Annotated in this window: 17 protein-coding genes; 11 read left to right on the forward strand and 6 right to left on the reverse strand. The window is 66.1% G+C overall.

Annotated elements, in window-relative coordinates; genetic code table 11:
- The first annotated feature begins 71 nt into the window (after window positions 1-71).
- A complete protein-coding gene (ilvA, locus tag Q2M23_RS17845; protein ID WP_316396300.1) occupies window positions 72-1,613 on the forward strand; it encodes a threonine ammonia-lyase, biosynthetic in 1,542 nt (513 codons plus the stop codon).
- Between the two features lie 21 nt (window positions 1,614-1,634).
- Here ilvA and Q2M23_RS17850 read toward each other — a convergent pair whose 3' ends face one another.
- Genes Q2M23_RS17850 through Q2M23_RS17860 form a run of 3 tightly spaced genes read right to left on the reverse strand, consistent with a single transcriptional unit; the run spans window position 1,635 to window position 4,821 of the window.
- Complete coding sequence (locus Q2M23_RS17850) at window positions 1,635-2,663, reverse strand: class II aldolase/adducin family protein (RefSeq protein ID WP_253638969.1); 1,029 nt, start codon at window positions 2,661-2,663, stop codon at window positions 1,635-1,637.
- 11 nt (window positions 2,664-2,674) lie between these two features.
- On the reverse strand, window positions 2,675-3,544 hold the full coding sequence (locus tag Q2M23_RS17855; protein ID WP_316396301.1) for a TIGR01459 family HAD-type hydrolase: 870 nt from the start codon (window positions 3,542-3,544) through the stop codon (window positions 2,675-2,677).
- Window positions 3,541-4,821, reverse strand: a complete 1,281-nt coding sequence (locus Q2M23_RS17860; protein WP_253638971.1) for an FGGY-family carbohydrate kinase — start codon at window positions 4,819-4,821, stop codon at window positions 3,541-3,543. The genes Q2M23_RS17855 and Q2M23_RS17860 overlap by 4 nt, the downstream gene beginning before the upstream one ends.
- Window positions 4,822-4,955: 134 nt before the next feature.
- Here Q2M23_RS17860 and Q2M23_RS17865 point away from each other — a divergent pair, with 134 nt between their 5' ends.
- The 10 genes from Q2M23_RS17865 to Q2M23_RS17910 all read left to right on the forward strand — a co-directional run bounded on the left by Q2M23_RS17865 (window position 4,956) and on the right by Q2M23_RS17910 (window position 16,463).
- Window positions 4,956-5,972 carry a sugar-binding transcriptional regulator gene (locus Q2M23_RS17865; RefSeq protein ID WP_076823802.1) on the forward strand — a complete coding sequence of 339 codons (1,017 nt, stop codon included), beginning with the start codon at window positions 4,956-4,958 and terminating at the stop codon, window positions 5,970-5,972.
- Between the two features lie 29 nt (window positions 5,973-6,001).
- Window positions 6,002-7,441: an extracellular solute-binding protein gene (locus Q2M23_RS17870; RefSeq protein WP_028335671.1), complete on the forward strand. Its 1,440-nt coding sequence runs from the start codon at window positions 6,002-6,004 to the stop codon at window positions 7,439-7,441.
- A gap of 117 nt (window positions 7,442-7,558) precedes the next feature.
- Complete coding sequence (locus Q2M23_RS17875) at window positions 7,559-8,488, forward strand: sugar ABC transporter permease (RefSeq protein WP_316396303.1); 930 nt, start codon at window positions 7,559-7,561, stop codon at window positions 8,486-8,488.
- Between the two features lie 14 nt (window positions 8,489-8,502).
- The gene (locus Q2M23_RS17880) at window positions 8,503-9,360 is read left to right on the forward strand and encodes a carbohydrate ABC transporter permease (RefSeq protein WP_057021036.1); all 858 of its coding nucleotides are present in this window, start codon (window positions 8,503-8,505) and stop codon (window positions 9,358-9,360) included.
- Between the two features lie 4 nt (window positions 9,361-9,364).
- Window positions 9,365-10,468: an ABC transporter ATP-binding protein gene (locus Q2M23_RS17885; RefSeq protein ID WP_253638973.1), complete on the forward strand. Its 1,104-nt coding sequence runs from the start codon at window positions 9,365-9,367 to the stop codon at window positions 10,466-10,468.
- Between the two features lie 12 nt (window positions 10,469-10,480).
- Entirely contained in the window at window positions 10,481-11,596 is a 1,116-nt protein-coding gene (locus Q2M23_RS17890) for an ABC transporter ATP-binding protein (protein WP_410469735.1), read from the forward strand.
- Between the two features lie 2 nt (window positions 11,597-11,598).
- On the forward strand, window positions 11,599-13,179 hold the full coding sequence (locus Q2M23_RS17895; protein ID WP_168856287.1) for an FGGY-family carbohydrate kinase: 1,581 nt from the start codon (window positions 11,599-11,601) through the stop codon (window positions 13,177-13,179).
- Entirely contained in the window at window positions 13,172-14,212 is a 1,041-nt protein-coding gene (locus Q2M23_RS17900; protein ID WP_253638976.1) for a 2-hydroxyacid dehydrogenase, read from the forward strand. Before Q2M23_RS17895 ends, Q2M23_RS17900 begins: the two co-directional genes overlap by 8 nt.
- A gap of 17 nt (window positions 14,213-14,229) precedes the next feature.
- Window positions 14,230-14,958, forward strand: coding sequence for a class II aldolase/adducin family protein (locus tag Q2M23_RS17905; protein WP_168856289.1), 729 nt, complete (start codon window positions 14,230-14,232; stop codon window positions 14,956-14,958).
- A complete protein-coding gene (locus tag Q2M23_RS17910) occupies window positions 14,955-16,463 on the forward strand; it encodes a glycerol-3-phosphate dehydrogenase (protein ID WP_316396308.1) in 1,509 nt (502 codons plus the stop codon). The genes Q2M23_RS17905 and Q2M23_RS17910 overlap by 4 nt, the downstream gene beginning before the upstream one ends.
- Window positions 16,464-16,486: 23 nt before the next feature.
- On the opposite strand, the gene Q2M23_RS17915 is transcribed toward Q2M23_RS17910, so the two are convergent.
- Genes Q2M23_RS17915 through Q2M23_RS17925 form a run of 3 tightly spaced genes read right to left on the reverse strand, consistent with a single transcriptional unit; the run spans window position 16,487 to window position 19,065 of the window.
- Window positions 16,487-17,482 (reverse strand): ABC transporter substrate-binding protein, encoded by a 996-nt coding sequence (locus tag Q2M23_RS17915; protein ID WP_028335663.1) that lies wholly within the window; start codon window positions 17,480-17,482, stop codon window positions 16,487-16,489.
- Window positions 17,483-17,503: 21 nt separating this feature from the next.
- On the reverse strand, window positions 17,504-18,313 hold the full coding sequence (locus tag Q2M23_RS17920) for an ABC transporter ATP-binding protein (RefSeq protein WP_316396310.1): 810 nt from the start codon (window positions 18,311-18,313) through the stop codon (window positions 17,504-17,506).
- Window positions 18,310-19,065, reverse strand: coding sequence for an ABC transporter permease (locus tag Q2M23_RS17925; protein WP_225163506.1), 756 nt, complete (start codon window positions 19,063-19,065; stop codon window positions 18,310-18,312). The genes Q2M23_RS17920 and Q2M23_RS17925 overlap by 4 nt, the downstream gene beginning before the upstream one ends.
- Window positions 19,066-19,148: the final 83 nt, after the last annotated feature.

A 19,148-nucleotide genomic window follows, 5' to 3' on the forward strand; every position in this document is an offset into this window, starting at 1 on the left:
CGCCGGGTCGGCGCCGACGATGGTAAGGTGCAACCGATATCGATTGCCTCCCCATCGACAGAAGCGACCCGATGACCGCTAACGCGCTCCACGACTACGCCCAAAGCATCCTGACCGCACGGGTCTACGACGTGGCGGTCGAGACGCCGCTCGACCCGATGCCGCGGCTCTCCGAACGATTGTCGCGCACGGTGTTGCTGAAGCGGGAAGACTTCCAGCCGATCTTCTCGTTCAAGCTTCGCGGTGCCTACAACAAGATCGTCAGGCTGCCGGACGCGCAGCGCAGGCTGGGCGTGATCTGCGCGTCGGCGGGCAATCATGCGCAGGGCGTGGCGCTGTCGGCGCGCAAGCTCGGCATTCCGGCGACGATCGTGATGCCGAGGACGACGCCCGCCATCAAGGTCGAGGCCGTCCGGCGCTTGGGCGGTGACGTTGTCCTGCATGGCGATACGTTCGACGACGCGCAAACCAAGGCCAGGGAGATCGAGGCTGCGCGTGGCTTGACCTTTGTGCATCCGTTCGACGATCCCGATGTGATCGCCGGCCAGGGAACGGTCGGGATGGAGATCCTGCGCCAGCATCCCGATCCGATCGAGGCGATCTTCGTGCCGATCGGCGGAGGCGGACTGGCGGCCGGCGTGGCCGCCTTCGTGAAATTCCTCAACCCGTCGATCAAGGTCGTCGGCGTCGAGCCGGCGGACGCCGCGTCGATGGCGGCCGCGCTCGCCAAGGGCAACGTCGTCGCGCTGGATCAGGTCGGACTGTTCGCCGACGGCGTCGCCGTTCGCAAGGTTGGAACCGAGACCTTCCGGCTCTGCCGCGACCTGCTCGACGAGGTCGTCACGGTGGACACCGATGCCATGTGCGCCGCCATCAAGGACATCTTCGACGACGTGCGATCGGTTGCCGAACCGTCCGGCGCATTGGCGCTGGCCGGCCTCAAGGCCTACGCCGAGCGCGGCGCGCTCAGTGACGGGAGTCTGATTGCCGTCAACAGCGGGGCCAATCTGAATTTCGACCGGCTGCGTACCATTGCCGACCGCGCCGAGGTCGGCGAACATCGCGAGGCGCTGCTTGCCGTGACCGTGCCGGAGAAGCCGGGCAGCTATCGGCACTTCATCCGCATCCTCGGCTCGCGCGCGATCACGGAATTCAACTACCGCTTTGCCGAGACCACCGCGCCGGCGCAACTGTTCGTCGGCATCGCGCTGAGCCGCGGCGAGGCCGAGAAGCGGGAGGTCATGGAGCTGCTTCGGCGCGAAGGCTATCCGATCCTCGATTTGAGCGAGAACGAGATGGCCAAGGACCATGTGCGCTACATGGTGGGCGGTCGCGCTCCGCTGCTCAAGGACGAGGTCATCTACCGCTTCGAGTTTCCGGAGCGTCCGGGCGCGCTGCTGAAATTCCTCGAGAGCCTGGCGCCCGACTGGAATATTTCGCTGTTCCACTATCGCAATCACGGCGCCGACTATGGACGCATCCTGGCGGGGATCGAGGTCAAGCCTCACGAGCGCGCCCGGTTCGTTCAGGCGCTGGATGCGCTCGGCTATCCCTATTGGAACGAGAGCGAAAATCCGGCCTATCGCCTGTTTCTTTCCGCCGAGAAGGGATGAAGCGACGAACGTCTCTGTCGATCAGCGATCGGCCGTCAGTTGCTGGCGATAGCGCTCGGCGTCCCAATTCAGCAGCGCATGCTCGTTCTCTGCGGTCAGATAGTTGACCCGTGCGGTCAGGGGCAGGCGGCAGGTGACCAATGCGAGACAGCTCAGCATGGCTTCCGCGCCGTCGCTCGCATCCTCGCGGATAAGGCTGCCGAGGTCGGGAACGAGGAGCGCCACCGGCGGCGGCAGTCCGTTCGCGGTGGTCTGCGCGATCATGGCGCTCAGCTTCTCGCGATGTTCCAGGACCGGCAGGCCCGGGCCGAGGAAGACGACGTGATCAGGATACAACGAGCCGCTGGTCGCGATCGCGCGGCTGTAACGGTCGGTGGCAATGTCGTGGCCGCGAGGATCCCGCGGCAGACGATAGTTGGTGCCCACGCAGATCGTGCGGAGGGCGTCATGATCTGCCGCCGGCGCGCTACGCTGCTCGAGGGCGAGACGTTGCTCGACCTCGGCGACCAAAGCCTCGGCGGCGTCGCAGCTAGCCGCACCGACCACCAGGCCGTGATTGCCGAGGATCAGGACGTCCACCGTATCATCGGCGATCGCCGCGCTAACCGCGCGCGCGAGCGGCAGCCCCGGGTGGCGATAGTCGAGGTAACGCCAGGCCAGTCCGTCCAGGCGCCGGGCAAATTCGTCGCGGGCGTCGGTGCGCACCGCCCATGCGATGGTGTTGACGGAATGGACGTGCAGCACGATCCGGTGCGGCATCAGGGCATGCAGCGAGGTCTCGATCGAGGCGCGCAGCGTCGTCCCGGCGTTCGGCGCCAGCGGCACGCGTTCGTCGCCATGCAGCAGCGCCGCGCGCGCGGCCGACAAGGCGACCGGCACGAAAATCTCCTTGTCCTCGGCATCGGCGAGCCAGGTACCCGACGCCTTCACCCACAGCACGTCGCCATCCTTGACCGACGAATTGCCGCCGGCGCCTTGCACCAGCAGGATATTCCTGCCGACGCGTGCCGACATTCGGCGCAGTTCATCCAGCATTTGAGGCGGTCGCATCGGGGCTGTTCTCACCAGGTCAGATGGTCCATCGTCCAGTGCGGCATCCGCGCCGCTGTGCCGGCCACGGTCTGGATCGCCCGCGGCAGATCGCTCGCCTGCGCAAGCGTCGCGCGGTGGGCGCCGGAGCCGATCAGCAGGGTCAGCATGCCGGCGGTGCGTCCGCCGGCGATATCGTGATCGAGGGAGTCGCCGATGACGAGGATCCGGTCCGGCGGCGGCCGTCCCAATTGGTCGAGCGCGGCGGCAAACATCGGCGGATGCGGCTTGCCGACGAACAGCGCGGTGCCGCCGAGCGAATGGTAGAATGCGGCGAGCGCGCCCGGCGCGGGGATCAGGCCCGCGACCCCGAACATCACCAGATCGGGATTGGCGCACAGCATCGGCAGTTGGCGTGCGGCAGCGGTTGCCAGCGGCTCACGCCATCGCTCGGGCTCGGCCGCATCATCGTCGAGACCGCCGAGCAGGATGAAATCGGCCTCGCGCATGTTCGAGACCACCACAAGGTCGGTGTCGTCGACGATCGAGCGGTCACCGTCGCGCGAGATCAGGAAGCAGGCGCGTCCGAGCTCGGCAAAGGGCGCCTGCTCGCGCGCATGCAGGCCGCGCCAGGTGACCTCGCCCGAGGACAACACGCCGTCATAGGCGTCGGGCGGCAGACCGAGCGTCGCGAGCCGCCGCTGGTTGCTGCCGGCGCGCTTGCCGGAGTTGGACAGGACCAGGATCCGCTTGCCGGCTTCGCGCAGCCGCGCCACGCACTCCAGCGCCGCGGGGAACACCGCCAGCCCCTCATGCAGCGTGCCCCACTGGTCGAGCAGCACATGATCGAAGCGGTCGACGATGGCGTGAAGGCCGGCGATCGCGGTCGCATCGGCCTTCATGGCAGGCCTCCGTTCAGCGCGAGCAGCGCGGCGCCGTAGCTTGCTTCGGTCTGCTCGGCGACCGAGACGGGAACGCCGAGAACGCGGTGCCGGATGCTGGTCCAGGCGTCGTTCTTCGCGCCGCCGCCGATGGCGATGACGCGGCGCAGGCGCGGCGCACCGAGCCGCGCCAGCTGGCGGTAGGCGAGGGCTTCCACCGAGGCGATGCCCTCGAGCAGACCCTGGAAGAAGCGGCAATCTTCCGCAGGACGCGGCGTGACCCGCGCGGCCAACGCTGGATCGGCGATCGGAAAGCGTTCGCCGGGTTTTGGCAGCGGATAGTAGTCGAGCCCGGTCGGCTGGTCCGGCGTCAGCTGCGGTGTCAGCCGCTCCATCTCGGCGGCGGTGAAATGCACCAGCAAAGCGGCGCCGCCGGAGTTCGAGGCGCCGCCGGCAAGCCAGCGCTCGCCGAGCCGGTGCGAATAGACGCCTTGGTCGGCCGCGAAGATCGGCTGGGTCGCAAGCTGCTTCACCACCAGCGTCGTGCCGAGCGAGGTGACGGCATCGCCCGGCTGGTCGGCGCGCGTCGCGATGAAGGCCGCAACGCCATCGGTGGTGCCGGCGGAGACCTGCGCCGTGAGCGGCAGTCCTAGCGACCGCGCGATCTGCGGATCCATCTCGGAAAATGGCGTGCCCGGCACCAGCACTTCGGGGAGCAGATCGTCGCGCACGCCGAGCTGTTCGAGCCAGGATGGCCAGGCGCGCGCGACCGGGTCGTAGCCGAGCTTCAGCGCGTTGTTCTCGTCGCTGATGCCGTGATGGTTCGCGAGCCGGCCGGCGATCCAGTCCGCCTGGTGAACGGCGTGGCGCGCATCGCCGACATAGCCGTCATTCTGCAGATAGAGCAGCTTGGCGAGCGCGCTGCTCGCGCCATGCGCGCCGCTCTCGCGCGGGGCGACCGCCGCGACGCGCGTCGCCTCACGCGTGGCGCGGGCATCATTGTACATCAGCCCCGGCGAGCAGGGGCGGCCGGCGGCGTCGACCAGCAACAGCGTGCCCGACGTGCCGTCGACGACGATGCGCGTGACGTCGCCGAGAGCGACGGTCTCGCCGAGCTTGCGGATGGCCGCCGTCGCGGCTTGCCACCACAGCTCTGGTGTCTGGTCGATGGCGTTGCCGTCGACGCGCGGTGCAGCCAGCGCGACGGACGCAAAGCCGCGGATGGCGGCCTGCGCATCGATTGCACAAGCGCGCACGCCGCCGGTTCCGACGTCGATGCCGAGATACAGACCTCCCATGCGACCTCATCGCTCTCTGGTGCGCGCGCGACGACATTGGTTGCGCTGCAGCACGTTTGGGGGATTGACGCCCCGTTCGGCCTCTGCAATTTTTTGCAGGACGTGAAGAAATTTGCAAGCGGACTTTTCCTGATATGGCACCCCCGCCCGACAGGCTGCCGGTGATCGACGGCGAGGCGTCGCTCGCGACGCGCGCAGCGTGGCTGTATTTCGCGGCGGGGCTCACCCAGTCCGAGGTCGCCGACCGCCTCAACATCCAGAGCACCAAGGCGCATCGCCTGATCGCACGCGCCAGCCGCGAGGGCATGATCCGCGTGTTCGTCGAGGGGCCGGTCGCCGAATGCGTCGCGCTCGAGAACGATCTCGCGCAGCGCTTCGGCCTCTCGTTCTGCCGCGTCGCGCCTGATCTCGGCGAGGGCGATCTGCCGCTGAAGGCGCTGGCGCTGGAAGGCGCGAGCTTCCTGCGCCAGATCCTGGAGCGCGGCCAGGACAAGGTGATCGGCTTCGGCCATGGCCGCACGCTCGCGGCGGTCGTTGAGCAGATGCCGCAGACGCCGGCGCGCGACGCGCAGTTCGTGTCACTGCTCGGCGGGCTGACGCGGAAATTTGCCGCCAATCCGTTCGACGTGATTCACAAGCTCGCCGAGCGCACCGGCGCGGAAGCCTATCTGCTGCCGGTGCCGGTGTTCGCCAATTCGGTCGCCGATCGCGCCGTGCTGATGCAGCAATTCGGCATCGCCGACGTTTTCGCGCTGGCGCGCAAGGCCTCGCTGCTGTTCGTCGGCATCGGCCAGGTCAGCCGCGACGGCTTCCTGGTGTCGAGCGGCATGATCAAGCCCGACGAGGTCGTCGAGCTGAAGCGTGTCGGCGCCTGCGCCGACCTGCTCGGGCATTTCTTCAGCGCCGACGGAACGGTGCTGGACACCGATCTGTCGGCCCGCGCTACCTCCATGAGCATGCCCGACCTCAGGAAGCACCGGATCGTCGCCATCGCCGGCGGGCCGGCCAAGGTGACCGCGCTGCGCGGCGTGCTGCGCAGCGGCGTTCTGCACGGCCTCATCATCGACGAAGCGACCGCAAAGGCGCTCGCCACCGACAAGCCGGAGACCACATCCGGCAAGACAAGAAGCAAGACCCGGAAGGACACATAAAACAAAGCGTCAACAAGGAGAGGAAATACATGTTCGATCGCGAGAAGAATCTGTTCGACTCCTACGCTGCCAAACGCATCAGCCGCCGCGATCTCCTGGACGGCGCCGCCAAGCTCGGCATCGCGGGGATCGCCGCCAACGCCGCTTTCGCCTCCTCGATGTCGAAGGCGATGGCCGCCGACTTCAACTGGAAGGCCCAGAGCGGCAAGAGCGTCAAGCTGCTGCTCAACAAGCACCCCTATGTCGACGCGATGATCGGCGACATCGAGGCGTTCAAGACGCTCACCGGCATGAACGTCACCTACGACATCTTCCCGGAGGACGTCTATTTCGACAAGGTGACGGCGGCGCTGTCGTCGAAGTCGGACCAGTACGATGCCTTCATGACCGGCGCCTACATGACCTGGACCTATGGTCCGGCGGGCTGGATCGAAGACCTCAACACCTACATCAAGGACCCCGCCAAGACCAATCCGGCCTTCGCCTGGGACGACGTGCTTCCGGGCCTGCGCGCCTCGACCGCGTGGGACGGCGTCGCCGGCTCCGAGCTCGGCTCGGGCAAGGCCAAGCAGTGGTGCATCCCCTGGGGCTATGAGCTCAACAACATCACCTACAACCGCAACGTCTTCGACAAGGTCGGCGTCAAGCCGCCGAAGAACCTCGACGAGATGCTGGAGGTCGCGGCCAAGATCACCAAGGACGCCGGCGGTCCCTACGGCGTCGGCGTGCGCGGCTCGCGCTCCTGGGCGACCATCCATCCCGGTTTCCTGTCGGCCTATTCGAACTTCGGCCAGAAGGATTTCGTGATGGAGGGCGGCAAGCTGAAGGCCGCGATGAACACCAAGGCCTCGAAGGATTTCCACGACAAATGGGTCAAGATGATCCAGACCTCGGGCCCGAAAAACTGGTCGACCTACACTTGGTACCAGGTCGGCACCGATCTCGGCGCCGGCGCCTCGGGCATGATCTTCGACGCCGACATCCTCGGCTACTTCATGAACGGCGGCGACAACAAGGAGAAGGGGCATCTTGGCTATGCGCCGTTCGCGGCCAATCCGGCCGCCAAGGCGCCGACCCCGAACGTCTGGATCTGGTCGCTCGCGATGTCGAGCTTCTCCAAGCAGAAGGAGGCGGCCTGGCTGTTCATGCAGTGGGCGGCATCCGTCGAGCACGATCTGTTCGGCGCGCGCAAGATGGACTTCGTCAATCCGGTGCGCGCATCGGTGTGGAAGGACAGCGAATTCCGCGACCGCATCGCGAAATCCTATCCCGGCTATCTCGAGCAGCACGACATGTCGTCGCCCGGCGCCAAGATCTACTTCACGGCGCAGCCGCTGTTCTTCGACCTGACGACGGAATGGGCCGCTTCGCTGCAGAAGATGGTGGCCAAGGAGGTCAGCGTCGACGAAGGGCTCGACAAGCTCGCCGACAGCATCAACCGCCAGCTCAAGCAGGCCGGTCTCGGCTGACGGATCAACTGTGCGGTGCCTGATCCCCCGCACCGCACCCATCCGCCGGCTCGGACCCTTGTCCCATCCGAGCCGGCGGCGTTTGCCAGCCGAACGTGATCTCTTATCATCATGAGCATGGTCCAACTCCTCCAGACGAACGCGCAGGCAGCGCCGGCCAAACCAAGGCCGCGCGTGCGCCTCTTGCCCTATCTGCTCAGCCTGCCGGCGCTGCTCGTCTGCGTGGCGATCCTGGTTCCGTTCGTGACCGCGGCGGTCTACTCGCTGCAGCGCTACCGGCTGAACCTGCCTCATCTGCGCGGCTTCATCGGCCTCGGAAACTACATCGACTTCCTGTCCGACCCGGCGTTCTGGAATACGTTCCGCGTCTCGATCACCTATACTGTGGTCACGGTCGTGCTCGAGCTGCTGCTCGGTCTTGGCATCGCGCTGCTGCTGCGCCGGCCGACCCGCTTCCACAATGCAGTGTCGATCATGCTGCTGCTGCCGCTGATGACGGCGCCGGCGATCGCCGCGCTGATGTGGAAGCTGATGACCAATCCGAGCTTCGGCATCCTGTCCTATCTGGTCGGCCTGTTCGGCGTCACCGATTTCAAATGGGCCTCCGATCCATCGAGTGCGCTGTTCACGGTCGTGCTGGTCGATGTCTGGGTCTACACGCCGTTCATCATGATCCTGCTGCTGGCGGGGCTGCGCTCGCTGCCGCGGCAGCCGTTCGAAGCCGCGGCACTCGACGGCGTGCCGGCGAGCTTCGTGTTCTTCCGCATCACGCTGCCGATGCTGGCGCCCTACATCATCACGGCGTCGCTGTTCCGGCTGCTCGATTCGATCCAGCAGTTCGACATCATCTATGCGATGACGCAGGGCGGGCCGGGCGACCGGCTGATGGTGTTCCAGGTGCAGGCCTATCTGGAGTTCTTCCAGTACACCAATGTCGGCAGATCGGCGGCGCTGTTGATGATCCTCTGGCTCATCACCAACATCCTGTCGAACATCTTCATCAAGAACTGGCTGCGGCTGCGCGCGCGTGCGCACGGCCACGCGTGACGGGGAGAGGCGCAATGGAACATTCCAGCCTTGCCGGTCGCATCTTCCGCGGCGTGGCGCTCGCGCTGATCCTGATCTTCTTCATGTTTCCGATCGTCTGGATCTTCCTGATGTCGTTCCAGACCAATGAGCAGATCCTGCGGATCCCGCCGCGTATCCTGTTCGAGCCGACGCTTGCCAATTACGAGGCGCTGATCTCCGGCCAGCTGCGCACCGCGGCGGGCAATCTGCAGATCTCCTTCATGCGCAACCTCTTCAACAGCGTCGTGCTGTCGAGCGCGGCGGTGCTGCTGGCGCTGCTGCTCGGCGTCCCGGCGGCCTACGCCTTTGCGCGCTTCAAATTCCGCCTCGGCGAGAGCATCGCCTTCACGCTGCTGTCGTTCCGCTTCGCGCCGCCGCTGCTCGTGCTGCTGCCGCTGTCGCTGTACTACCAGGAGCTCGGACTGAACGACACCTATTTCGGGATCGTCTGGGTCTATCAGTTGATCGCGCTGCCGCTGATCCTGTGGATCGTGCGCGGCTATTTCGAGGATATCAGCCCTGATATCGAGCATGCCTACCGACTGGCCGGGCATTCCTGGCGCGAGGCCTTCACCAGGATCGCGGTGCCGCTGGCGGGGCCGGGGATCGCCGCGGCGGGGCTGCTGTCGTTCATCTTCTGCTGGAACAATTTCGTCTTCGCGCTGATCCTGGCCTCCGCCGACAAGCAGCCGGTGACGGTCGGCGCGCTCGCCTTCGTCACCGCGTCAGGTATACAGTACGGCCAGATCGCGGCGGCGATCGTGCTGTCGGTGACGCCGACCCTGTTGCTCGCGCTCTATGCACAGCGCTACCTGGTCGAGGGTCTCTCGCTCGGCGCGGTGAAAGGCTGATCCAATGGCGCGTCTCGAGATCAACTCGGTGAGCAAAGCATTCGGTGCGGCACGGCCCGCCGACGGATTGTCGCTGGCGGTCGAGCCAGGCGAGATCGTGGCGGTGTTCGGACCGTCCGGCAGCGGCAAGACCGTGCTGCTGCGCATGATCGCGGGCATGTTCGAGCCCGACGACGGCGACATCCTGGTCGGCGGCCGCTCGGTCGTCGGTGCTCCGCCCGAGCGGCGCGGGATCGGCATGGCATTCCAGAACTTTGCCTTGTTCCCGCACATGACCGCCCGCGACAATATCGCAAGCGGCCTGCGCGCCAGGGCCGGCGGCGGCGATGTCGCCGGTCGCGTTGCCGCGATCAGCAGGCTGCTCAAGATCGAGCACGTGCTCGGTCACGCGCCGCGCGAATTGTCGAACGGACAGAAGCAGCGCACGGCGCTGGCACGGGCGCTGATCGGCAATCCGGATGTCCTGCTGCTGGATGATCCCCTGCGCAATGTCGACGCCAAGCTGCGCTACGAGATGCGGCTCGAGCTGCCGAACCTGCTGCGTCGCGGCACTGCCGCGGTGCTCTACGTGACCCAGGACTATCGCGAGGCGATGGCGATCGCCGACCGCATCGCGGTCTTGATCGACGGCCGGCTCGCGCAGGTCGCGACGCCGACCGATATCTATGCCCAACCCGCATCGGTCGCGGTCGCGCGCCTGTTCGGCGATCCGACCGTCAACCTCGCGGAAGTCTCGCCAGTAGCGGAGCACGGCATGCTGTCGGCTGACATCGCCGGCGCCAGGATCCGGCTCGGCGCGGCCGATGGCGCAGCACCTGCCGGTGCATGTTGGCTGGGCGTCCGGCCCGAGGATCTCGTGGTCTCGTCTGCATCCACCGACGACGCCATCCCGGCGCGCATTCTCGCGATCACGCCGATGCACGAGAAGGCGGTGCTGCTGCTCCGTCTTGCCGACGGCACGGAGTGGCTGGCGGCGCTACCGCCGGATGCGCCGCAAGGCGCGGCTGACGATGCTATTTTCGTTCGCTTTGCGCCCGACGCCGCGATGCTGTTCGATCGCGCCACCGGGCTGCGGATCGGGGCGTCGCACCGGCTCAAGGCGGCATAGGAGCGAATGGTCATGGACATGCTCGAGCTTCGAGGCATCGACAAGGTCTATCGCAGCCGCGGCAAGGAGCCGGTGCACGCGGTGCGCGCGCTCGACATGGCGGTCGAAAAAGGCGAGATCGTCGCACTGCTGGGATCGTCGGGCTGCGGCAAGACCTCGACATTGCGCATGATCGCAGGCTTCGAGGACGTCTCCGCCGGATCGATCGCGCTCGGCGGGCGGCGGATCCACGAGCTGCCGCCGGCGCGGCGCAAGGTCGCGATGGCGTTCGAGGGCTACTCGCTCTATCCGCCGCTCACGGTCCGCGAGAACATCGCGTTCGCGCTGAAATCTGCCCAGTTGCCGCGAGCCGAGGTGACGCGTCGCGTCGGCGAGATCGCCCGTCTGGTCGAGATCGAGGACATCCTCGACAGCTATCCGCGCGCGATCTCAGGCGGCCAGCAGCAGCGCGTGTCGCTGGCGCGGGCGCTGGTGCGCGACGCCGATCTCTATCTGCTCGATGAGCCAATGGGGCAGCTCGAACCGCAGCTGCGCGCGGTGCTGCGCGGCCGGATCAAGAGCCTGCTTGCCGAGCGCGGCATGACCGCGATCTTCGTCACCCACGACCAGACCGAAGCGAGTGCGCTGGCCGACCGCATCGCTGTCATGGAAGGCGGCCTGCTGCAGCAGTTCGCCAGCGAGAAGGAGCTGAAGGGCCGACCGGCCAATCTGTTCGTTGCAAGCTTCATCGGCGAGCCGCCGATGAACCTGCTCGACGCCGAGGTGACGCGGTCCGATGGCGGCTTCCGTCTGTCGGTCGGAACCAACATGGGTTTCGATATCGCCGGCGCCGGACTCGACGTTGAGGCGGCGAAGACGCTCGCGGCCACGCCGCAGGTGCGGATCGGCATTCGTCCGCAGAAGATCGTGGTCGGGACCGGTGACGTCAGGGTCAAGGTCGTCTCCAACCAGTGGCTCGGCGATCAATCGCATGTCGCCGGCGATTGCGGTGGCCGCATGCTGATCGCGGTCATACCGGGCCGTGTCGCCGCGCGGCCGGGAGAGATCATCTCGTTTGCGCTGGAGCCGCGTCACCTGCACATCTTTGGCAGCGACGGAACCTACATTCGCCATGCGGAGGGAGCGTGACGATGACCGCTTCGGCCAGCCGCGACGTTATCATCGGCATTGACGCCGGCACCTCCCTGATCAAGGCGGTGGCGTTCACGCTGACCGGCGAGCAACTCGCAGATGTCTCGCGGCCGAATGCGTACAGCAGCCTGGCCGGCGGCCATGTCGAGCAGGACATGGCGCAGACCTGGAGCGATACGGTCGCGGTCATTCGTGCGCTGGCGAAGTCCGTGCCTGACCTGTCGGCGCGGATCGCGGCCGTCGCGGTGACCGGGCAGGGCGACGGCACCTGGCTGATCGATGACGACGGCCGGCCGGTCGCGCCGGCGCTGCTGTGGCTCGACTCGCGCGCCGGGCGGCTGGTCGAGGCGATTCGCGGTGGCGAGCACAACGCGATCCTTTACCGTCGAACCGGCTCCGGGCTCAATGCCTGCCAGCAAGGGCCGCAACTGGCGTGGCTGCAGGCCCACATGCCCGACACGATCGCCAGCGCGACCACGGCCTTCCACTGCAAGGACTGGCTTTATTTCCTGCTCACCGGTGAACGCGCAACCGATCCGTCGGAAGCCACGTTCTCCTGCGGCGATTTCCGCAAGCGAGCATTCGACGCAGAGACCGCGCGGTTGATCGGTATCGCCGACCTGACGCGCCTGTTCCCGCCGGTCGTTGACGGCGCGGTCATGACGCATCCGCTGACCGCGGCCGCCGCCATCGAGATCGGCCTGCCGGAAGGTGTGCCGGTCTGCCTCGGCTATGTGGACGTGATCTGCAATGCGCTCGGCGCCGGGCTCTACGATCCGTCACCCGATGTCGGCTGCACCATCATCGGGTCGACCGGCATGCATATGCGGCTGGTACCGAGCGCCGACGCGGTGACACTGAATCGGGAGGCAACCGGCTATACCATGCCGTTCCCCGTGCCCGGTCATTATGCCCAAATGCAGTCCAACATGGCGGCGACGCTGAACATTGACTGGATGCTCGATCTCGCCTGCGACATGCTGGCGGCGGAAGGCGTGACGCGCACGCGCGCCGAACTGATCCGCCGGCTCGACGATCAGGTGCTGCGGGCGAGGCCCGGCGAGGTGCTGTTCCACCCGTTCATCTCCGATGCCGGCGAGCGTGGTCCGTTCGTCGCGCATGAGGCCAGCGCGCAATTCTTCGGCTTGCGGTCGCGCCACCGCTATGGCGACCTGATGCGCGGCGTGATGGAGGGCCTGGCCTTCGCCGCACGGGATTGTTACACGGCGATGGGGTCGCTGCCGCGCGATGTCAGGATCACAGGCGGCGCGGCGAAGAGCCGTGCGCTTGGCGCCATCCTCGGGGCCGCGCTGGATTGCGACGTCCGGATCTGCAGCCGCGCCGAGGCCGGCGCCGCGGGCGCTGCGATGATCGCGGCGGTCGCGATCGATGCCTATCCCGACATGCGCGCCTGCGCCGAGCAGTGGGTCGCGCCGCATCTCAGTGCGCCGCAATCGCCGGACGCTGCGCTGGCGAAGCGCTATGCCAGCATCTTCCCGACCTATCTCGAGGCAAGGCTGGCGTCGCGGCCGGTCTGGAAGCAACTCGCTGCGCTGCGCGCCGGAGGCGATCATGTCTAAGTCCATCGCCATTGTCGGCGACCGCTTCATGCTGCCCTCGGTGTTCGCCGAGCACATCCGGTCAGCCTGCGGCGATGGCGTCGATATCCGCACCCTGGAGCAGCCGTGGCCGGACGAGCCGATGGAGCACGGTTACGCCGGCTCGAAGCTCGACGGTCTGAAGGAATTCATGGGGCAGCCCGACGAGATCATCGGCTTCATCGGCGATGCCGAACTGCTCGTCACCCATCTGGCGCCGATCTCGCGGTCGATGCTGGAGCGGTTGCCGAAGCTGAAGTTCATCGCGGTGTCGCGCGGCGGCCCGGTCAACATCGACATGCAGGCGGCGCGCGACCACAACGTGCTGGTGGTCAATACGCCCGGCCGCAATGCGGGTGCGGTCGCGGAGTTCACGATCGGCGCCATTCTGGCCGAGACACGCCTGATCCGCAGTGGTCACGAGGCGCTGCGAGGCGGGGAATGGCGCGGCGATCTCTATCGCGCCGACCGCACCGGGCGCGAGCTCGGCGAGATGACGGTCGGCATTGTCGGCTACGGCGCGATCGGCAGCCGCGTGGTCAAGCTGCTGAAGGCCTTCGGCTGCAAGATCCTGGTCGCCGATCCCTATGTCCAGCTCAGCGCCCAGGACCGCAATGACGGCGTCGAGCATGTCGCGCTCGGCGAATTGCTCGGCCGCGCCGACGTCGTCACGCTGCACGCCCGGGTGACGCCGGAGACCACCCGTTTCATCGGGCGCGAGGCTCTGGTGCGGATCAAGCCGGGCGCGTTCCTGATCAACACCGCGCGCGGTCCGCTGGTCGACTACGAAGCGCTGCATGATGCGCTGGCATCGGGGCATCTCGGCGGCGCCATGCTCGACACCTTCGCGGTCGAGCCGGTTCCGGCGGACTGGCCGCTCTTGCGACTTCCCAACGTCACGCTGACGCCGCACATCGCCGGCGCCTCCGTGCGTACCGTCACCGTGGCCGCTGGGCAGGCGGCCGAAGAGGTTCGTCGCTTCCTGGCCGGCGAGCCGCCACGCAATCCGTGCTGAAGAGAAAGGCAGTTCGTATGACCCGTGAGGAACGACAGTTGCGCGAGGCGATCATCGCCAAGTGCCAGTGGATGAATGCGTCGGGTCTCAACCAGGGGACATCGGGCAACATCTCCGCCCGCTACAAGGACCGGATGCTGATCACGCCGTCGGCGACCCCCTACGATTCGATGAAGCCGGAGATGATCGCCTCGATGCCGCTCGAGGGCGACTATGGTGCGTGGGAGGGGCCGCTGCAGCCGTCCACCGAATGGCGCTTCCATCTCGACATCACGCGCGCCCGGCCCGATGTCGGCGCCATCGTCCATACTCACTCGACTTACGCGACCGTGCTCGCGATCGCGCGCAAGCCGATCCCGGCCTGCCATTACATGATGGCGGCGTTCGGCGGTACCGAAATCCGCTGCGCCGGCTATGCGCGCTACGGCACCAAGGAATTGTCCGATCATGCGATTGCGGCGCTCGAAGGCCGCAATGGCTGCCTGCTCGCCAATCACGGCATGATCGCGCTCGGCGCCAATCTCGACAAGGCGATGTGGCTCGCGGTCGAGCTCGAGACCATCGCGCGTCAGTACTACCTCTCGCTGGCGCTCGATTCGCGCGTCATCCTGACCGACGAGGAGATTGCCGACACCGCGAAGGGGTTCTCCACTTACGGTCTGCAGGCGCCGAAGCCGAACAAGGCCCGCGCGACCGCAAAGGCGGCGCCGCGCCGCGCCGAGAAAAGGCGCAGCAGCAAGCGATGACGGGCACTGCGCCGGTCGCAGGTACGGATCACGGGCTGGTCGATATCGCCATCATCGGTGGCGGCATCAACGGTGCCGGCATCGCCCGCGACGCCGCCGGCCGCGGCTTGAAGGTGCTGCTCTGCGAGAAGAATGATTTCGCCGAGGGCACCTCGTCGCGCTCGGGCAAGCTGATCCATGGCGGACTGCGCTATCTCGAATATTACGAGTTCCGCCTGGTGCGCGAGGCGCTGATCGAGCGCGAGGTGCTGCTCGCGTCGGCGCCGCATATCATCTGGCCGATGCGCTTCGTGCTGCCGCATTCGCCGGAGCAACGGCCGGCGTGGCTGGTCCGCACCGGCCTGTTGCTCTACGACCATCTCGGTGGCCGCAAGCAACTGCCGGCGAGCCGCAGCCTGGATCTGTCGTGCGCTCCGGAGGGCGCGCCGCTGCGTCGGGAGTTCCGGCGAGGCTTCGAATATTCGGACTGCTGGGTCGATGACAGCAGGCTGGTGATCCTCAATTTGATCGATGCCGCGCAGAACGGCGCCTGCATCCTGCCGCGCACGCGGGCGGTGCGCGCACGCCGCGACGGCGGGACCTGGCTGCTCGAAATGCACGGCGACGACGGCACAACGCAGGTCGTGCGGTCGCGCGCGCTGGTCAACGCCGCCGGGCCGTGGGTTCAGGATGTCATCCAGGGCGTGGCGGGCCTGAACTCGGCCCAGAGCGTACGGCTGGTCAAGGGCAGCCATATCGTGGTGCCGAAATTCTGGAGCGGGCCGCAGGCCTATCTGCTGCAGAACAGCGATCGCCGGGTGATCTTCGTCAATCCCTATGAGGGCGATCTCGCATTGATCGGCACCACGGACATTCCCTATCACGGCCGCGCCGAGGACGTCGCGATCGGCGAGGACGAGACCGATTACCTGTTGCAGATCTTGCGCCGCTATTTCCGAACGCCGCCGCAGGCCGGCGAGATCGTGCATGCGTTCTCCGGGGTCCGGCCGCTCTACGACGACAACGCCGACAATCCGTCGGCCGTGACGCGCGACTATGTGTTCGAGGTTCATGGCGCGCAGGATGTGCCGCCGCTGCTGTCGATCTTCGGCGGCAAGATCACGACCTACCGCCGGCTGGCGGAGCAGGCGCTGCAGCGCCTCGCGCCGTGGTTTCCGAAGCTGTCGTCGGCCTGGACCGCGGATCGGCCGCTGCCGGGCGGCGACATCGGCGGCAGCTTCGATGAGTTCGCAAATCGGCTGGCACGCGACTATCCCGATTTGCCGCGAACGCTCATCCATCACTATGCGCGTCTTTATGGGACGCGCGCGCGCCAACTGCTGGGTCCGGTCCGCCGCGCCGTAGACCTCGGCCGTCATTTCGGCGGTGAGTTCTATGAATGCGAAGCGGTGTATCTCCGCAAGAATGAGTGGGCCAGGCGGCCTGCCGACTTCCTGGACCGGCGCACCAAGCACGGCTTGCACTTGACGCCCGCGCAGCGGGTCGCGTTCGAGAGCTACCTCTAGGACGCGATTTGCGTCCAGGTGCGTCACGCAATCGTTTTCAAATACAGGCTCGGATCGAAATATTTGCTTGCCGGGGTAAAGTCCTTGATGCCGGCATTGGCCATGAAGAAGTCGGTCGATTGCTGCAGCCAGTTGGTGACCGTGCCGTCGGAATACATCCGCTTCCAGTCCCGCGACGAGAACATCTTCTGCGCCTTGAACGATTCGTCGATGTCGGCCATCGGCGTCTGGCTGTAATGGCCCTTCTGCAGCTTTTCCATCGCTTCGGTACTGTTCGCGATGATGTAGTCATTGGCATCGGCCCAGCCACGGATCAGCTTCGCCAGCGTTTCCTTGTTGGGCTCGTAATAGTCGTTGGCCGCGGCCCAGCCGCCGATGATCGCGGCCTTTGGATAATAGGCTGAGGCGTCGGCGAGCTTGACCGCGCCCGGCACCTTGTCGCGAACCGTCACGTTGAAAGGCACCCAGAGCGCGACGGCAGGCACCGCCCCTGAAATGAAGGCGGTTACGGCGGCCGGCATGGTCTGGTTGACGAGCTCGACCTGTTTGGGATCGACCTTGTTCGCGCGCAGCGCGGTGTCCAGGAACACATGCGCGGTGGTGCCGGTCGCAGTTGCGATCCGCTTGCCCTTCAGATCCTCGAATGACTTGATGCCCTGATCGCCGCGCACCCAGAGCTGTGCGGTCGCGACCTCGATGTCGTTGATGAGGAAGACCTTGCCCTGGCCCCGGGCGGGGAAGTTCGAGAGCACGGCGCCCGTCGCCAGCACGTCGAGGCTGCCGCCGATCAGCGCCTGGAAGATTTCGAGGCCGGTATTGAACTGCCGCAGCTCGAGATCCAGTCCCTGCTTTTCGAAGGAACCGCGGTCCATGCCGGTCCAGATCTGGCCGTCGACGGCAACGGTGTGCAGATAGCCGACCCGAACTTTTGTTTTTGCCTGAGCAATCGCAGGGGCTGCGGCGGTGAAGGACCCCAGGGCAAGCCCGGCCGTCGTGGTCAGAAATTGTCGCCGATCCATAGGTCGTCCTCCGCTGTGTTGTTATTCCGAGAATGAGACCGGACGCATCTGCGCCTGCTGGGCGCGATACTCGTCCATCACCAGATGCTTGATATAGCTTCGCAACTCGCCGAATTCGGGCCGTTCCTGGATCGATTCATCGCGCGGATAGGCGAACGGCACGTCGATGATCTGCCTGATCCGCGCCGGCCGCGCGGTCACGACCACGATGCGGGACGCGAGATAGATCGCCTCCTCCACGGAGTGGGTGATCAGCATGACCGTCTTGCCTTCGGTCTGGAGCACCTTGAGCAGCAGGTTCTGCATGTTGGAACGGGTCTGGGCGTCGAGCGCACCGAACGGCTCGTCCATCAGCAGGAACTGCGGCTTGACCGCGTAAGCCCGCGCGATCGCGAGCCGCTGCCGCATGCCGCCGGACAAGTGCTTCGGATAGGAGTTGGCGAAGTCGGACAGCCCCATCAGGCCGAGATAGTGATCGCAGATCGAATCACGCTCGCCGGCCGCGACGTGATTGGCCCGGAGCGTCAGGCCGAAAGCGATGTTCTGTTTCACCGTCAGCCACGGGAAGACGCCATATTCCTGGAAGATGACGCCGCGCTCGGGACCAGGACCCGTGACGGGCCGCCCGTCGAACAGCACGCTTCCGGTCGTCGGCTTCTGGAAGCCCGCGAGCATGCTCATCATCGTGGTCTTGCCGCAGCCTGAAGGGCCGATCACTGCGATGAAATCGCCATCGCTGATATCGTAGCTGACATCCTCGACGACGTTGAGGCGTCCCTTCGGGGTCTCGAAGGCAAGCGAAACCTTGTCGAATTGTGCACGCGTGGTCATGCGATGGCCCGATCCTGCCAGACCAGCAACCGGGCCGTGATCTTGCGCAGGATCATGTCCATGATCAGCGCGATCAGGCCGATGCAGATGATGCCGACATAGATGACGTCGAGCAGGAAGTAGGTCGACGCATTCTGGATCATGGCGCCAAGCCCACGCTGGGCCGCGATCAGTTCGGATGCCACCAGCGTCGCCCAGGCCACGCCAAGCGCGACCCGCAGCGCGGTGAGGATGTGCGGAACGGTGAGGGGAATGATCACCTTGCGAAAGATTTCCGCCTGATTGGCGCCTAGCGTCTGCGCCACGCGGATATAGAGCGGCGTGATCTGCGAGACCCCCTCATACATGACGATCACGCCGGAGAAGAACGAGGCGTAGAACAGGATGACGAGCTTTGCGAGCTCGTCCACGCCGAAATAGACGATGACGAGCGGGATCAGCGCGATCGGCGGCAGCGCGCGGAAGAAATTGATCATAGGGTCGGCGAAGGTGCGGGCCGGGCGATACCATCCGAGCAGAAAGCCGACCGGCACCGCGACCAGAATTCCAAGCGAGACGCCGAAAAAGACGCGCCTGGTCGAGGCGAAGATGTCGATCAGGAGGCCTTCCTTGGTGAGAAGCTCGACGAACTTCGCGGCGACCTGGTGCGGGGCGGGGATCAGCGATGCGTTGACGAAGCCGCTCCAGCGCACGGCATACCAGAGCAGGATCGCACCGACCCACGGTATCAACCCGAGACCAAAGCGTCTCACGCCAGCTCCGTCCATTCGACGCGTCCACCCAGATTGCAGTTGATGTTTGCCCAAGTCATATTATAAATAGGATGACCATACAA

It is taken from the genome of Bradyrhizobium sp. 33ap4 (assembly GCF_032654765.1).
Classification (GTDB): domain Bacteria; phylum Pseudomonadota; class Alphaproteobacteria; order Rhizobiales; family Xanthobacteraceae; genus Bradyrhizobium; species Bradyrhizobium australafricanum.

Coding starts and splice junctions, on each gene's coding strand:
- Q2M23_RS17900 (WP_253638976.1), top strand. CDS start 13,172: ATGTCTAAGTCCATCGCCATTGTCGGCGACCGCTTCATGCTGCCCTCG.
- Q2M23_RS17870 (WP_028335671.1), top strand. CDS start 6,002: ATGTTCGATCGCGAGAAGAATCTGTTCGACTCCTACGCTGCCAAACGC.
- Q2M23_RS17915 (WP_028335663.1), bottom strand. CDS start 17,482: ATGGATCGGCGACAATTTCTGACCACGACGGCCGGGCTTGCCCTGGGG.
- ilvA (WP_316396300.1), top strand. CDS start 72: ATGACCGCTAACGCGCTCCACGACTACGCCCAAAGCATCCTGACCGCA.
- Q2M23_RS17865 (WP_076823802.1), top strand. CDS start 4,956: ATGGCACCCCCGCCCGACAGGCTGCCGGTGATCGACGGCGAGGCGTCG.
- Q2M23_RS17885 (WP_253638973.1), top strand. CDS start 9,365: ATGGCGCGTCTCGAGATCAACTCGGTGAGCAAAGCATTCGGTGCGGCA.
- Q2M23_RS17875 (WP_316396303.1), top strand. CDS start 7,559: ATGGTCCAACTCCTCCAGACGAACGCGCAGGCAGCGCCGGCCAAACCA.
- Q2M23_RS17895 (WP_168856287.1), top strand. CDS start 11,599: ATGACCGCTTCGGCCAGCCGCGACGTTATCATCGGCATTGACGCCGGC.
- Q2M23_RS17890 (WP_410469735.1), top strand. CDS start 10,481: ATGGACATGCTCGAGCTTCGAGGCATCGACAAGGTCTATCGCAGCCGC.
- Q2M23_RS17920 (WP_316396310.1), bottom strand. CDS start 18,313: ATGACCACGCGTGCACAATTCGACAAGGTTTCGCTTGCCTTCGAGACC.
- Q2M23_RS17855 (WP_316396301.1), bottom strand. CDS start 3,544: ATGAAGGCCGATGCGACCGCGATCGCCGGCCTTCACGCCATCGTCGAC.
- Q2M23_RS17905 (WP_168856289.1), top strand. CDS start 14,230: ATGACCCGTGAGGAACGACAGTTGCGCGAGGCGATCATCGCCAAGTGC.
- Q2M23_RS17850 (WP_253638969.1), bottom strand. CDS start 2,663: ATGCGACCGCCTCAAATGCTGGATGAACTGCGCCGAATGTCGGCACGC.
- Q2M23_RS17910 (WP_316396308.1), top strand. CDS start 14,955: ATGACGGGCACTGCGCCGGTCGCAGGTACGGATCACGGGCTGGTCGAT.
- Q2M23_RS17860 (WP_253638971.1), bottom strand. CDS start 4,821: ATGGGAGGTCTGTATCTCGGCATCGACGTCGGAACCGGCGGCGTGCGC.
- Q2M23_RS17880 (WP_057021036.1), top strand. CDS start 8,503: ATGGAACATTCCAGCCTTGCCGGTCGCATCTTCCGCGGCGTGGCGCTC.